The organism is Vibrio sp. OPT20 (assembly GCF_963889365.1).
Lineage (GTDB): Bacteria > Pseudomonadota > Gammaproteobacteria > Enterobacterales > Vibrionaceae > Vibrio > Vibrio splendidus.
This window is the reverse complement of record NZ_CAWPOA010000078.1, coordinates 85,056-99,973: the sequence shown is the minus strand read 5'-3', so window position 1 is coordinate 99,973 and position 14,918 is coordinate 85,056. Positions and strand designations below refer to the sequence as shown.

The following is a 14,918-nucleotide window of genomic DNA, read 5'->3' as shown; positions in this document are numbered from 1 at the left end:
ACGTTAGCGCGCGCTTGAAATATCTAATTTCTCAATCAACGACGGAAAACCCCAACCGTTCTCGCCTTCGACCACAGGTTCTCCGGTCAAATACTCAAACAGCGTTGGCGCTAAAGATCCGTTAGCTTCAATTTTCAATTGCTGAGAGTTATCGCCAATTGGCGCTCCCCAGAATCCGATGAAAGCATCTTTCTCTAAGTAATCCTCACCAGCATGACGACCCGGCACCTTGGTGTTGTAGCCAATTCCCGCTTTAGGGAACAAGTTAACCGTGCCAGCCCTATCTTCAAGGTAGATATTAGCCAGTTGATTCACTGAATCTGGTCGAAGTGTTGGCTGCGTCAATGAAGTCCACTCAGCACTGCTACACCACGTTGTCACATCCGCTTTAACCGCTCGGTTAATACACTTGTCGACCAATTGAGAATATTGTGAAAAATCAGCTTCGCTTGGTGATGCTAGGTATGGATTTAACCTTTGCGTATTGAGCAAAATCGGCGCTCGATTGTCTTCCAATGACTCATAGAAAAGCTTGTCACCTTCACGTGTGATCAATTCATCGACCCGTTTTAAATCACGGTTGCCAATCACACGAACAGCGCAACGTTGTTGATCACATGTGCTTTCTCTTACGACCATATAATCAAGACTCTCAGGCAAGCGTTGCGCTATCTGATTGATGATGTCTATGTTCTGACCAGCTGGCGCTACAATCGGAGACCACTGCGTGAGTTCTTGGTAAACCGGCTGAACCTGCCACCCTTGAGCCGAATTAAAGAAGTCCATCATGAAGTTACCACCAGCAGTAGAGGCGACCACCACATCCAATTCCTTCGAGCTTGGGTAGCTTAGAGCATTGGTGATTTTAGGCCCTTCCCCCTCGTCTGAAGATATCTTCTTAACCACAATTGGATACTCTAGCTCTGCTTGCAAACCTTCAAATACCTGCTTTTCGGGATTGAGCGCGTAGAACACTGGCGTTAAACCATGATCCCCAGCCATGCCCCATAGCGTTTTATCGTAAACGCCCGCACTACGGTAAGTTGCTTCAATCTGGCGAATCCAATAGTCCAGTCGGTTAAGCTCTCCAGTCGGCATCAGAATTTCGTCACTAAAAGGACCGGTAAAGTGTGCGAAGTGATCCGGCCATGGGTTATACACCAAGGTGTAGTCTGGCATCCCTTTTCCATCTAACTCGGCAAACTGAGTGATCGACTGTTTAACCTGAGCTCTCTTTGAAAACTTAGTGAAAATATCAAAGCCAGATATTGACTGATACGCTTCAATATCTTCAATCAAGGCTTGACGCTTTTCTTGCAAAACCACTTCGACTTCTGAACGTTCTTGAAGCTCTTTAACGCAACGTTTCTCACCATAATCACGCAGTGACTCACCCAAACCTAGGTTTACTAGCCCGTCGTAAGTGGTATGAGCATTCCAATCATATTGAGCGTTGCAGTTCAGCGTTTTCAGGTAATCAAGGCGATCAAACATGGTTTGTACCTTGTTGTCTGCCATCAACACATCTAACTGCAGGGCATCATTACCAAAGAAGTAATACGCTCGGTCGATCTCTCGGTCAACAAAGTGGAAATTAGGGATACCCGTACCACCTTGCCCCGATACTTTCGCGCCCGTTTTAATGATCGGTAGATTACGTACGCTTATCGTCGGAGTAGAAGAGATACCCACTCGGCTTATATTATTTCGATTCTCTTGATAGAGTTTTTTGAAGAACGGAAGATAATTCGGATCACGGTAGGTTTGTTCAGACAGAACCTCCATGAACCTCACCTGCTGTTGATGCTCAGGCTCAATCACCGTTTCTAGCTTAGGTTTGTATTGCGCTCGGTTTTTATGATTTTGGTAAGCAACAGAAATGAAAGGTGAATCTTCATCGACCAAGCCTTCGATCAAACCCTGCTGTAAACCGTCGACGGTCACTTGGACCGCAAAACGTTTGTGCTGTTGGGATTCTAAGAATTGTATTAGCGCATCAGGCTGGTCACTGAACGCTTGTTGCATCCAATCATCGAGCGCTTCTGCACGTTCTTCTTTAAACACAAACTGTCGGTAGGCTTTCAGCAAGTTTAAGCGCACAAAATCAATAAGCGTGATGGTAAGAGCTTGTGCTTTGTTATTCGGCTTATCAGCGTTTTCTGGTTTACCATCTTCTGCAATCGCCAACATTGCAGACTTCATGTCGCCGTCATCCATTCCCAATGCCGCTTTACCGATCAAATCAACAATGATCGGTTGAATCTGAGCGATGATCGCTAGATCTTCAGGGCTATTGGTTAAGTATGTGTAATTCGCAGGGAGCGTGTCCATATCCTGCCAAACACCAATTTCGAATAACGCATCGTAGATAACCACCATGTTGGCAATGAACTGTTCATCGATACGAATACCTTCATGATGTCCCGTTGCTTCAGTCGAGGTATCTGGCTCGTGATGATCTGAGGCTGGCTTATCTCCAACATGATAGAGGCTATGTTCAAAGCCCTTTAGCGCCTGCTTATCATAAACCGTCGACAAGTAAGATTTGAACACATCTTCACTGCCCAAGCCTGAATAGCGGTCGTAATAACTATAGAGAAAATAACCCAGAGGAATTGAGTACGTCGGGTTAGATAACTGAGCAACGACTCTGGCTTTTGTTTTGACATCTAAAGGGAGAGCGAGAATATACGCATCTAATGTAACGCCACCAATCGTGAAAAGAGCTGCATCACGAGTGAGTTTGGCAGAATAACTTAGGCTTGAAAGCACCTCATTTTTCAACACTTCACTGGAGCTAAAAACGCCACCAATGACGGGCGTTGTTGATATATCAGCGGCACTCGGAGCTGACGTAACCGCCAACGATAAGACACTGAATAAACTGGCGTAACTGCGAACGTGAGAATAAGAGCTCATCAAATTTCCTTTAGATCAACACACTTCTATAAATGCGACTTATTGTTTCAGTTTGCATTTATTAGTCAACCTATGAAAACGTTTGTTTTCTGATTCGAAGAGCTCTTATTGTTATGAAATGTTCATTCTTACTAATATCTCTACGACTTTACCGCATACCCAAAGCCCGAAAGCTTTCTAATGTTAGACGACAGCTATTCCCCTAATTAAACGCTCTGGCCACTCGGCCGTTACTGCTCAATTCGTAATGGCCAATATAGGCTGGGATAAATACCGATTGCCCTTTAGTAAGGGTTAAATGCTCACCTTTCTGACTCATTAACGTTAAATCATCGTCTATCGCCATTAAAATTTCAGCACCGCTTGTGATGACTTCTTCTTGATGAGGGCGATGAAAGATATTGAAATCAAAATCACTGACAGGAATATCATAACTATCACATTGACCCAGTTTTGAGGGCGCTAACAACAAGCGTTCGAACGGAATTGGCGTGAATTTTGTACAGGCGACTAACTCAGCGACATCAATGTGTTTTGGCGTTAAACCGGCTCGTAGCACGTTGTCTGAATTTGCCATAATCTCAAGCCCGGTTCCCTTAATGTAAGCATGCGGAGTGTTCGCATTCAAATACATAGCTTCACCTGGCTTCAGTGTGATCAAGTTAAGCAGAAGAACACAAAACAGACCGATATCGTTCGGGTATTGCTGGCTAAGCTCAGTAACCAAAGCAAACTCAGCTTGGTCTTGATGAGATGCTGCGTAAGTCAGAAGTTGCTCTAATGCTCGGTGTTTACGTTGGTCATTCAACGTTAGCAGATCTCGAAAAAATGCTTCTAAGCCTAGAGAATCAAGGTGGTTGCCAAACTCTTCAACCAAATTAGCCAGCTCGCTCGAATCCAACTTTCTGAACAGACCTAATATTTCATCGAACTCTCGAAAGCCATTCATCGCTTGGTATTCAGTGATCGCGTAAACCAATTCAGGTTTGTGGTTCGAGTCTTTGTAATTACGATGCCCTGCGGTCAGAGGAATGCTTGCTTGCTCTTCTCTAGCAAAGCCAATTTCAGCTTGACGCTTGTTTGGGTGAACCTGAACAGACAACGCTTTTTCTGCAGCCAAGATCTTAAACAAGAACGGTAGCTCACCGAACTCCTGCGCAATATCGCTTGATAGATAAGCGGGTTTATTCTTGTTAATCAATTCAGATAGAGGCACCAAATGTTGGTCCAGCTTGACCATTGAGCAACCTTTTGGATGCGCTCCCATCCAAACTTCCGCTTGCGGCTCTTGTGACTCATTCTTAAAGCCAAACAGTTCACGTATCGAAGAAATACTCCCCCATGCATAATTTTGGATGGTGTTTTCCATTGGGAAAAATGAGTGTTCTGAGAAGTGGCTGAGTGACATGGCGTTTTCCGTAGTGAGCCCTTTGAACACAATTCAGAGAGCTGATTCTAATAACGTAAATAATTAGAAAGACTACAGAGAGCAGCTAGAACCCACATGAGATGAGGTCTTAGACGCAATAGGAAAAATTCTTAGAAACGGGTGAGAACGGTGAAAAGCGTGAAAAGAGTCACATTCGAATGCTACGTATAAAAAACGCTGAAGATAGGATAGCTGCACAATAACCAGAGGACCATTAGCAGCTATCTTATTAACGAAGAAGCCCCTTAAAAACCAGAGCGAGCCTCTGCGCTTTTCTGAGGTGATTGAGCTTGTAGGAAAGGCAGTAGCAGCAAGCCAATAACGGCCGCACAAGTCGAGATGGTAATGAAGAATCCACTCCAGCCATAAGTTTCTAGAACGAGCGCTAATGGGTAACCAGAAAGTGCTGCACCCATGTAAGCAAACAAGCCAACAAAACCTGTCGCCGCCCCAGCAGAGTCTTTGTGCGAGCATTCTGCCGCCGCCATGCCAATAAGCATTTGAGGACCAAAAACAAAAAAGCCGACACAAAACAGCCCAGCCGCTTGAAACACAAAGTTGGTTAAAGGCATTAACCACAATGCTGAAACTGAAAGAAATATGCCGATGGCAAACAAGATGTTCATTGGACCGCGGTTGCCACCAAACAGCCTATCCGAGCCCCACCCAGCAACAAGTGAACCAACGAAACCGCCAATCTCAAACAGAGACAAGGCAGCGTTGGCGTTTATCAAACTGTAATTGTGTTCTTCGGTTAGGTATAAGTTACCCCAGTCGTTGACCGCCGTTCTTACGATGTAAACCAGCACATAGCTAAAGGCGAGCAACCAAATGTACTTATTGCTGAACACATAGGTTTTCAATATTTCTCGATAGCTTAACCCTTGTCCATGGTTCTCTTGCGCCAACTCTAGATGGTCACTGCGCCACTTCCCTACCGTCGGGAGTCCCATGGTGGTGGGCTTGTCACGTAAGCGCCAGCAAACGATAAGACCGATAAATACACCAATCACACCTGGCCAGATAAACCCAGCTCGCCAACTGAATTGCAGCGTTAGATAACCCACGAGAATAGGAATTAGCGCCCCACCAACGTTGTGTGCTGTATTCCATATAGCCCAGCGAAAGCCTCTTTCGGAGCGAGAATACCAAGTCGTCAATAACTTAGAACACGATGGCCAGCCCCAACCTTGGAACCATGCATTAAGCACCCAAAGCGAGATAAAAGCAGCCAACGAACTAGAAAAACCAAACGCGATATTGATCAAACCTGTCGCGATTAGGCCGAGCCCCATGAAGTAACGCGGGTTCGACCGATCCGATATCGTGCCTGAGATAAACTTAGATAAGCCATAAGAAAGATAAAAGAGCGTGCCAATTAAGCCGATATCGCCTTTGTCCAAGCCAAGGTCGGTGATCATGGCTGGCGCGGCATAATTAAAGGTTTTACGAGTGAAGTAAAAACCGGCATAGCCGACATACATTCCTATCATGATGTGGAGGCGCCAGTAGCGATAACTCTGATTGATCTCATCATCAGTTAGAGCATCACTCTTTGACGTTGTCGAGCGCAGAAATCCAAACATATTCGTTCTCACACTTTAGGTAATGTAACGCTGATATTGGTACCCGAAGATGAGCCATTAGCGTTGATTGTCATCTTGCCACCGAGCGCCTGAACACGCTCTTGCATACCACGAACCCCCATTCCTTTGAGAAGGTCTTGCGCTGTAAAACCAACGCCATTGTCTGAGATCCGAAGATAAGCCTGATCATCTAAAATCAGTTCAATTCTGATTTCGCTCGCGTTGGCGTATTTAGAGGCATTGTTTAGAGATTCTTGGCACAGCCTGAAGATAGTGACCTTGAGCGTGTCACTCAAACACGAGTAATCACCTTGCCAATTTAACTGGATATCAACGCCATGATCCGAAAACTCCATCTCTCGAATAAGCTGTTCCACGGAATCTTTTAGGTCAAGATCGTCCAACATCTTAGGTCTTAGTTTTGTAAGTAGACGTTTGGTGGTGTCATAAACATTCAAAGACAACGACTCAATCGTGCCCGCACAACGAATACTCATTTCAGCGGCATCAACACGCTTAATAATGTTTGCTTGAGTGCGAATCGCCGTGATGTTCTGACCGATTTCATCGTGTAGCTCACGAGCAATGTCACGACGAACCGATTCTTCAGCCGTGATTAGCTGACGTGAAAGATTTTGATTTCTGGAGAGCTCACTGCGCAATTTCGAATTGAGGTCTTTTTGCTTTTGAACCGCAAGGCCAAGCAATATACCGGTAATAGTTTGAGCCGATAGAGACAAGAGTAAGTCGGTAATTTCGAGTTTAGACGTTCCGCTATGAGCAGCAATCAGCGCAACACTGTTTAACAGAGTCGCCAGTAAAGCGCCTTGCCACCCGTAACGTACGGCCAGCAAGATAATAGGGATCGCCATACAAAATGGGGCGAAGCGCCTTAGTTCATCAGGCAAACTGGTTTGTATCAAAATACTGGCCACCAGCAACACACTGTATAAAGCGATGTGACGGATTTTGAACTCTACAACATTATGGATTAAGTAAGAGCTCAGTGGCGCCCACTTATTTTGGAATAGGTAATTCCATACCAGATAACACATAGGCACCAGCATCAATCCACCCGTGATACTCGCTAACCACACCATGTAAACGGCTGGAACATGAGAACCCACCACGGCAACGTTAATTAATGCGGTAACCATGATTAAGCTCGCCATCACTAACAAGTGACGATTTTGATCACCATAGTAATAACGCTTGGCAAATAGAGTGGCAGGAATACTTAATCCACTGGCGACTAGTATGGTCAGCCATTGGGGTTCATCAAGCAATAACGCTAACGCGATCGCAAGTCCCCACTCTGCAATATAGATAGCAGGCCAATAGTGAGTACGAGTGTGCAGCGTCATTCCCAATCGAAGTGAGAATGGGAAAAGCAGAATGGCTAACTCAGGGTCATTAATAAAATAGAAGGCAATAACCCATAAACAAAACCATGCACAGCCAGCCATAAAAACCCCACATAGTGAAGTGGCTAGATAGGAGCGCATTAGTACTGATCTTGAGTGAACAATTTAGCTAACTCAACGTTGTTCTTAACATTGAGTTTGTCCATCGCATTGGCACGGTGTACATGCACCGTTTTATGACTAACCCCTAGCTCAACGGCGATAGATTTCACATCGAGCCCTGTTGCCAATAACTGACACACTTCGCTTTCTCGGCGGGTGAGTTGGTTTAAAGAGGCTTTATTCTTCATTGGTGTCGCAAGCTTTATAGCGATATCGGGCGTGAGATAACAGCCACCATTTGCGCTCGTATGTACGGCTTGGATTAACTCATCTGGGCTACAGCGCTTACTGAGGTAGCCTTTAGCTCCTAACTCTAATGACTTCTCAACCATTGCCGGAGAGTCATGTACGCTCAGCATGATACTGGCAATGCCTGATGGAATTTCTTCCAATAAGCTCAAGCCACTTTCATCCTGCATTGAAATATCCAAGATAACGACATCAGGGTGACAACTTGGCAATCCGAGGCGCGCTTCTGCCGCAGAGTTAAATTCACCCACGACCGTAATATCAGTTTCAAGACTGAGTAATTGAGCAAAGCCCGAACGAACAATGACGTGGTCATCAACAAGCGCAACATTAATCATGATATTAACCAGAATTAAGAGTAAGAAAGAAAAATAGCCCCGACAGGAGCTATTTAATATTAAGTTTATTGATAGAGATGATACTGAATCGAACTAGCGATTGGTATGATCTCACGTGCTTTAATCAAATAAAGCACGTGATAATAATTACGCGTTTTGAGCAGCTAGGTGCATCTTCTTCGCGTGACGAATTTTCTTCTCTTCCGCAACCGCAACGAATAGTAATAACACGATACAAATGGCAGCTGACGTATCGAGTGCTGCGAATGTCCCTTTCCAACCCGTTAAGCCAAAAATTGGCGTTCCATCCGCAATCATACCTAGGCCAAGTTTGGCAAAGCTGTCACCAATTAGGTAAGCAAATGTGCCTTTCACGCCGTCAGCAACACTGATTGCTTTCTTAGGTACAAAACCTACCGCAGCAACACCAATCAACAGTTGAGGACCGAACACTAGGAAGCCCAGTACGAATAGTGACGCTAGGTACATGAACTCACTCGTTGCATTTTGGTAGAACTCTAGAGAGACAATAATCAATCCAAGCGATACACAAGCAACTAAAGCACGACGTCCGTTCGCAAGGTCTGATAAATAACCCCACATCAATGTGCCAACCAGAGCACCGACTTCAAACAGAGTAAAGCCTGAAATAGCCGTTTCTTTTGATAGGCCTAGCTCTTGATACGCGTAAACGGTAGACCATTGATCGATACCGATACGAACAATGTATAAAAAGATATTCGCGAAGCAGAGCAACCAGATCACTTTGTTTTTTAGAATGTATTCAACAAAGATCTCTTTCTTGGTCATTTGATTTTCTTCAGCAGCGGTATCTTCTTCGCTAATTTCTTCATCAAACAACTCTTCAACCGTACCTAGACCGTATGCTTCTGGAGAATCATTACCAAAACGCATGCCAATAAAGCCGACCACAATCGCGATGATAGATGGGAAAACAAACATACCAATTACGTTGCCATCAAATAGGTAGTTTGCGCCAAACAGAGCAACACCAGCAGCACCCGCACCACCCACGTTGTGCGACATATTCCAAAGACCTAAATATGAACCACGCTTATTGCGAGGCGTCCATTTAGTGATGGTTGAGTAACTTGAAGGGCCACCCGTACTTTGGAAAAAACCACTCAATGCGTAGAAGGCAACCATCATGAATAAGCTAGCACTGCCGCCACCCATACTGAAGCTGAAGCCCAACATGGCAATACCAGAAAGGACAAGCATGAATGGCAGGAACTGTTTGGTATTTTTACCATCGGCGTAATAGGAAACGACGGTTTTACCAATACCATAAGTAATTGAGAAACCAAGACCGATAAGACCTAGATCCGTCATTGATAACCCATAAGTAGAAATCATGTCGTTTTGCGCGACATTGAAGTTCTTACGGATCAAATACATGGTTAGATAACCAATGAACACGACTAGGTAAGATTGTAGGAAGGGTTTAAACCACATTTTTCTTCTGGTTTCGACCGGAAGATCCAGTGTCGGTTTTCGAACCTGATCTAGGAACTTTAACATTGTGAACTCTCTTATTATTTATGAGGTCTGCACGGCATAATTGCGACCATGCATTCTTTGTTAGTTGACCGTGAAATAATAAGGAGTCTAAAAATCGACCGCATGAGAGAGGGTCTTAGAATAACTAGGAAAAATTCCTAGTTCAGAATTGGGAGTCAAGAAAGCGTGAACAGCATCACTTTGTTTACGGTCTGTTATGTATTGATATTACGATAACAAAAGTTACTCATTTCAAGGCTGATGAACTTTGTAAACGAACAGACACAAGTGAAACACTTCGCCTAAAAAAAGCGCCAGTGTCGATTCATCACCATCAAACTCCATGGTATGCCCGATACTGGCTCAACATTCATTCCTATTGAAATAGATTCGATAGGCTTGTTACGCTTTGCGCGAATCGAACTACAGTCGTTTACCGCTGCCGTCTTCCCACATCACTTCGCATTCATCTTTGATAGCTGCTTTCAATAGTTCGACTAGCGGAAAAGCTCGGCTACCGATATTAACAGGCGCTTCAACAACCTCTTCTTCATTGTCGTCATCCGCATTTTCTTGCTCTACCGGTTTGCTCTGCTCTGCGGCGATCGCAGTACGTAAATTATCCAGAGCTTGAGGAACGTCTGGAGCATCAATGGCTCCTGGGATCGCGCCACTATGTCCAAGCATCTTAATGAACTGAAGACCGACTTCACCAAACATCGTGACACTAGCATGAGCCTTGCAACTAAAAGTAATTAACATAATGAGCCTCTATCAAATTTAGGTATCTATAAACATTTAGCTATCTACAAGCATTTAGCTATATACAAACTATGTTGAGTAAATCATTGGAAAGCAAGTACATAATAACTAAATCGCTTTTGCCAAATCGAACCTTGATTATCCTCACGCTCGGACAAGCTTGCGCCGTCAGTGATACACATCACTATTTATTATTGGTTGATTACTTTTTAATATAAAACCTTGATAACAATCACACTAAATAGCCATCTAAACCTCTGCGTAGCTTATTATTTAATCTACTATTAACTCCATTATCAAAATCTTTGGCACAAATCACATGAAAAGGCTGGTCGGCAGACACCTAGAAGAAATGGCGGACATACGATCCACCCGCAAGCAAAAAATTGTCCACTCCTTTTCACTGACTGCCGCTGCGTTATTCATTTTCTACACTTGGGCTTACTTCCAAGGCCAACATTACACACTGTCGGTTTTCGAATTGTGTTTTGCACTGATCGCTATCTCCAATGCATTTTACGTAAGAAAAGTCATTAACCCTGAATATTCCGAATTGATTCTGAGTGGCGTTCTTCTAGTACAAGGGGTTATCCTATTCTTGTACAGTCACGCGATTCCCGACCGGATACTTTGGCTCTATCCGATTCTGGCAGCCGTCATTTTCATTAACGATTTCAGAATTGGCATTATCTTCAGCACCTCATTTTGCCTGTTTATCAGCACCTTAATTACGGCGATGCCCAACAACTTTTCTTTGCCATTTAACAGCACACACCGATTTATTCTTAGCCTGTTTACCATGAGCTTGGTGTGTCACACATCCGCTTATTACTACACAAAAGCCGTCAGTTATATCCAACGTCTTTATAAAGAAGGCATTGAAGATCTCGCCTACAGAGACCAACTTACCGGATTGGCAAACCGTTGGAGCTTTGAGCGCTGGGCGGTGGAAAAGCTTGCGACAGTGGATAGTGAGCGATCACTTACGGCATTGGTCTTTTTAGATATTGACGACTTTAAAGGCATTAACGACAGCTACGGGCACGACGTAGGAGACAGTGTCTTACAGCACTTTGCCAATCGCTTGAGTAACAACATTCGAACCAGAGACAGAAAAAGCCATGAATACGACTATTCAATTGCGCGCTTTGCTGGCGACGAGTTTGTTTTGATGCTCTATGATGTACCTACTCGTAAAGATCTAGACGGTATTTTAGATAGGATTTGTGGGTTATTCGAAAGTGGTTGCCAGACAAACGAGAGAATCAAGGAATTGACGCTCAGTGTTGGGGTGTCTTTGTATCCGCAAGATGCTCAAGAGCTACATGAACTGACGAGATGTGCAGATAAAGCGATGTATGTTGCCAAGCATTCAGGAAAAAACCGATACGCTTATTATCACGACAATCCAGTATCGACATTGATCGAAGAACTACCGACGAACCTAACCTTCTCAGAATCGGATTCATCTGAGCTTGAAGATTGTCTTGAAGCAAAAGTCGAAGGGAACAATGTTACGCTGTTAAAAACGCGTCAACGTTAACCATTAATATCGCTGACTGCTAAACGCACTAACCTGCCATATACATAAGCCATAGGCTCACTAACCCGATCACAATCATCCATACGACTTGTCGTGTTCGGTTTGGGTTATTGCCTCTAGGTCTCACTACCGTTTTAAAAGCAGCTTGCTTAGCCGACTGAATAAACGGTGCTTCAATCGCACGTTTTTTTACGCGACGTTTAACCGCGCTGTTCGCAACCTCGGTAAAACGCTGCCCTTGCTCCGTTGTAAAATCGTTATCAAAGCCCATCCGACCTTGCCTTTCGCCATGTTTTTGCTGTACTGCCATAGCGGCCTCCTTGGCGGTCTACTCTATATTGAGTATAGACATAATTTCATATTGTTACCTGTTCAAAATTATTGTTACCTGTTCAAAATTTTCGAATAAGTCACTCAACGCTATGCCATCTTCTTTTTAAATCGAATTACATAAACTACAGCTATTCAAGTTTATGAGGATTTCAAAATGACGAGTGTAAGAACAGTAGATCATGTGATTGCAGCACATGCCACCTCCGATGGTGATGGCGTCAAAATCCAAAGACTCGCTGGCTTCAATAACACGCGTTTCTCTCCATTTTTGATGATTGATGAACTTAAGTCGGATGAAAGCAAAGACTATGTTGGAGGCTTTCCTCCACACCCTCACCGTGGGATAGAAACGCTCACTTACATGCTCCAAGGTCACTTCCAACACAAAGACCACATGGGGAATGTTGGAGAGCTACGCAGCGGTGGCGCGCAGTGGATGGCCGCAGGTCGTGGTGTTATTCACAGCGAAATGCCAATGATGGAAGAAGGCGCACTGCATGGCTTTCAGGTTTGGATAAATCAACCTGCGTCACACAAAATGCTGCCCGCGCAATATCACGACTTCCAGAGTGAAAGCATTACAGAACACCAAAGCGAACAACGTGGTTTATTGAGAGTGATAGCCGGTGGGTTTGAACTGCATAACCAAACTGACGATGATTCAGAGGCTTTACGAGCGCAAGGTCCATTGCAAAAGACAGGTGTGCCATTAAGCGTTGCGGATTGGCGCTCTCATTCTGGGCAAAAAGTGACGTTAGGGACTAATGTTAATCACAATGCCATGACTTATGTGTACCGAGGCAGCATTAAGATCGGCGACAAAGTGATCAAGCAAGGTCAGCTTGCCCTGCTCACCAAAGCTGACTGGCTTTCTTTAGACAGCTTAGAAGATTCAGGTGTACTGGTTTTTTCTGGTGAACCGATTAATGAACCTGTTGTGCACTATGGTCCGTTCGTCATGAATTCAATGGAAGAGATTGAACAAACGATTCAGGATTACAACAACGGCGTATTTGAGACTTACTGATTTACCAATGTCTGTTTTTGAGCTTTGAATTTTGAATCGAGAATTGAAGATTGAAGATTGAAGAGATTTTGCAACGAACAACGATTTGGTCATCCATTTGATGACTGCAAAAACAAGTGACACTATCCACTGCCGGTTACTATCACTTATTTAACCACGCTCCTAGAGCGTGGTTTTTTTCTATTAAATCAGAGACCAACGGTGCCCTAATTAAACGAATTTAGAGCGAGTTACAGATATTCACACAGGTAAGCTGTCGCTTCTTTTACCTGTAGGTCGAATGAAGAATCACCCGCAACGTCAAAGGACTCACCAGATTGGTATGTCGTCCAGTCATCATCACCAACACGCTTTACAATTAAAGCACCTTTAACAACGGTCATCTTTTCTGGAGCCGCAGTACCGAATGTGTATTCGCCAGCTGCCATCACACCAACACTCACATCAGCGCCTGCTTGGTTAAACGCTAACGACTTAACGCCACCTTCAAAGTATGTGTTTTCTTTAATCATTGTACTTCCTTGTTATCTCAAAATTGCAATTATTGGACTCAACGAATGAGCCTATGCGTAAATCTAGGTGATAATTGTTTTAACCAATTCGAGACTGTCCTACAAGAAATAAATACGCATAGCTTAGGCATTTCTTGAATTCGCTTTCATTGATAACGTAAATACCAAGGAATCAGGCAAAAAATCGCCAACGCAACCAAATTTATTGGAACATTCGATCCTGCTTCTAACTCTTATAACAATTTTTGCAAACTAAGGTTTTAGTTAATAGAATCTAAAATAATATCAGTGGGAAAATGAAGAAATAATGGCAAAAAAGTCGGTCAAAAGCAGAGATTTATTTGCCAACTCGTTACTCTACAGCTTCCTATTAGCTGGTTTTATGATTGCCCTCACCGCGGGCTATTTTGCTTACCAAGCCCACCAACAATCTGTCAGCCCAAGCAATGTCTATGGCACATGGATAGAGATTGCAGCACCACCTTACAATACTGATACCCTGACACTTTCAGATAATGGTGTGATGATGAATCATCGCCTCATTGCTACCTCGTTTGATTTTGATGGCAAGATTGTCACGATTAGCACAGGCTCTGGAACCACCGTTTACACCATCAGTGGTACTTACGATTCTCCTCGCTTGAAGCGACTAGAGCCAAGCGTACCATCTCAGCAATTTATTAAAGAAGGCTACGAGGATACTGCAGCTGGTGATACCCACAGTGTTATGCAACAAAGACGCGCTTCCTTAGCCGAGCAATTCAAAAGATAATCCCCTTCTCAGTCTTCTTCAGTCGTCTAAATAATAGTCTTCTCCGTAAAAAGTATTCTCCGCATCACTACTTTCATATTTACCTACCGATCTGCACCGCTCACCCAGCACACTTCGCTTTGTGATACTGCTTCAACTTGCGATATTTTCTTATCGTTTGTCGCATCTTTGCATAACTTCATGTCGTGGATTTTCACTTATGAGATTTTACTTCTGAAGGGTGTTTTATTTTATAAAACATGGACTCAGCCTCTCACTCATTAAGCAACAGAATTGTAACGAAATACTATTTTTTAGTTGTCCATCGAAAACGGATTTATTTTCAGTTATAAAATTAAAACTCTCTCGAATACTGACTGGGAAGCTCCTTCAAAACTGACTGGAGCCGTTTATGGGGCCAT

12 protein-coding genes are annotated in these 14,918 nt (G+C 43.8%); 3 read left to right on the top strand and 9 right to left on the bottom strand.

Translation table 11 applies throughout. From position 1 onward, the window contains the following. Positions 1-3: 3 nt before the first annotated feature. From AACR09_RS17590 to AACR09_RS17560, 7 genes are all read right to left on the bottom strand, one after another. Positions 4-2,919, bottom strand: a complete 2,916-nt coding sequence (locus tag AACR09_RS17590) for an alkaline phosphatase family protein (protein ID WP_193835455.1) — start codon at positions 2,917-2,919, stop codon at positions 4-6. A 202-nt stretch (positions 2,920-3,121) separates the two neighbouring features. Further along, positions 3,122-4,327 carry a mannose-6-phosphate isomerase, class I gene (gene manA / locus AACR09_RS17585; protein ID WP_193835454.1) on the bottom strand — a complete coding sequence of 402 codons (1,206 nt, stop codon included), beginning with the start codon at positions 4,325-4,327 and terminating at the stop codon, positions 3,122-3,124. 266 nt (positions 4,328-4,593) lie between these two features. Beyond that, on the bottom strand, positions 4,594-5,934 hold the full coding sequence (locus AACR09_RS17580) for an MFS transporter (protein ID WP_065681013.1): 1,341 nt from the start codon (positions 5,932-5,934) through the stop codon (positions 4,594-4,596). 8 nt (positions 5,935-5,942) lie between these two features. After that, the gene (gene uhpB, locus AACR09_RS17575) at positions 5,943-7,439 is read right to left on the bottom strand and encodes a signal transduction histidine-protein kinase/phosphatase UhpB (RefSeq protein ID WP_193835453.1); all 1,497 of its coding nucleotides are present in this window, start codon (positions 7,437-7,439) and stop codon (positions 5,943-5,945) included. Further along, complete coding sequence (gene uhpA / locus AACR09_RS17570; RefSeq protein ID WP_004732761.1) at positions 7,439-8,047, bottom strand: transcriptional regulator UhpA; 609 nt, start codon at positions 8,045-8,047, stop codon at positions 7,439-7,441. Before uhpA ends, uhpB begins: the two co-directional genes overlap by 1 nt. A gap of 147 nt (positions 8,048-8,194) precedes the next feature. Then, entirely contained in the window at positions 8,195-9,589 is a 1,395-nt protein-coding gene (uhpT, locus tag AACR09_RS17565; protein WP_065111768.1) for a hexose-6-phosphate:phosphate antiporter, read from the bottom strand. A 402-nt stretch (positions 9,590-9,991) separates the two neighbouring features. Then, positions 9,992-10,330, bottom strand: a complete 339-nt coding sequence (locus AACR09_RS17560) for a DUF1840 domain-containing protein (protein WP_102557155.1) — start codon at positions 10,328-10,330, stop codon at positions 9,992-9,994. Between the two features lie 352 nt (positions 10,331-10,682). Between AACR09_RS17560 and AACR09_RS17555 the strand changes: the two genes are divergently transcribed. After that, positions 10,683-11,873: a GGDEF domain-containing protein gene (locus AACR09_RS17555; RefSeq protein ID WP_050546407.1), complete on the top strand. Its 1,191-nt coding sequence runs from the start codon at positions 10,683-10,685 to the stop codon at positions 11,871-11,873. 28 nt (positions 11,874-11,901) lie between these two features. On the opposite strand, the gene AACR09_RS17550 is transcribed toward AACR09_RS17555, so the two are convergent. Beyond that, positions 11,902-12,183: a hypothetical protein gene (locus AACR09_RS17550; RefSeq protein ID WP_029221923.1), complete on the bottom strand. Its 282-nt coding sequence runs from the start codon at positions 12,181-12,183 to the stop codon at positions 11,902-11,904. A 177-nt stretch (positions 12,184-12,360) separates the two neighbouring features. Here AACR09_RS17550 and AACR09_RS17545 point away from each other — a divergent pair, with 177 nt between their 5' ends. Next, positions 12,361-13,233, top strand: coding sequence for a pirin family protein (locus AACR09_RS17545; protein WP_017085025.1), 873 nt, complete (start codon positions 12,361-12,363; stop codon positions 13,231-13,233). 230 nt (positions 13,234-13,463) lie between these two features. On the opposite strand, the gene ppnP is transcribed toward AACR09_RS17545, so the two are convergent. Continuing rightward, the gene (gene ppnP, locus AACR09_RS17540) at positions 13,464-13,745 is read right to left on the bottom strand and encodes a pyrimidine/purine nucleoside phosphorylase (RefSeq protein ID WP_017089998.1); all 282 of its coding nucleotides are present in this window, start codon (positions 13,743-13,745) and stop codon (positions 13,464-13,466) included. Between the two features lie 307 nt (positions 13,746-14,052). Between ppnP and AACR09_RS17535 the strand changes: the two genes are divergently transcribed. Beyond that, positions 14,053-14,517: a DUF2850 domain-containing protein gene (locus AACR09_RS17535; RefSeq protein ID WP_017092427.1), complete on the top strand. Its 465-nt coding sequence runs from the start codon at positions 14,053-14,055 to the stop codon at positions 14,515-14,517. The last annotated feature ends 401 nt before the right edge of the window (positions 14,518-14,918 follow it).

Bases quoted from the DNA above. Each gene is read 5' to 3' on its own strand.
- AACR09_RS17555 (WP_050546407.1), top strand. From the start codon at position 10,683: ATGGCGGACATACGATCCACCCGCAAGCAAAAAATTGTCCACTCCTTT.
- AACR09_RS17535 (WP_017092427.1), top strand. From the start codon at position 14,053: ATGGCAAAAAAGTCGGTCAAAAGCAGAGATTTATTTGCCAACTCGTTA.
- AACR09_RS17580 (WP_065681013.1), bottom strand. From the start codon at position 5,934: ATGTTTGGATTTCTGCGCTCGACAACGTCAAAGAGTGATGCTCTAACT.
- uhpT (WP_065111768.1), bottom strand. From the start codon at position 9,589: ATGTTAAAGTTCCTAGATCAGGTTCGAAAACCGACACTGGATCTTCCG.
- manA (WP_193835454.1), bottom strand. From the start codon at position 4,327: ATGTCACTCAGCCACTTCTCAGAACACTCATTTTTCCCAATGGAAAAC.
- AACR09_RS17545 (WP_017085025.1), top strand. From the start codon at position 12,361: ATGACGAGTGTAAGAACAGTAGATCATGTGATTGCAGCACATGCCACC.
- AACR09_RS17550 (WP_029221923.1), bottom strand. From the start codon at position 12,183: ATGGCAGTACAGCAAAAACATGGCGAAAGGCAAGGTCGGATGGGCTTT.
- AACR09_RS17560 (WP_102557155.1), bottom strand. From the start codon at position 10,330: ATGTTAATTACTTTTAGTTGCAAGGCTCATGCTAGTGTCACGATGTTT.
- ppnP (WP_017089998.1), bottom strand. From the start codon at position 13,745: ATGATTAAAGAAAACACATACTTTGAAGGTGGCGTTAAGTCGTTAGCG.
- uhpA (WP_004732761.1), bottom strand. From the start codon at position 8,047: ATGATTAATGTTGCGCTTGTTGATGACCACGTCATTGTTCGTTCGGGC.
- uhpB (WP_193835453.1), bottom strand. From the start codon at position 7,439: ATGCGCTCCTATCTAGCCACTTCACTATGTGGGGTTTTTATGGCTGGC.
- AACR09_RS17590 (WP_193835455.1), bottom strand. From the start codon at position 2,919: ATGAGCTCTTATTCTCACGTTCGCAGTTACGCCAGTTTATTCAGTGTC.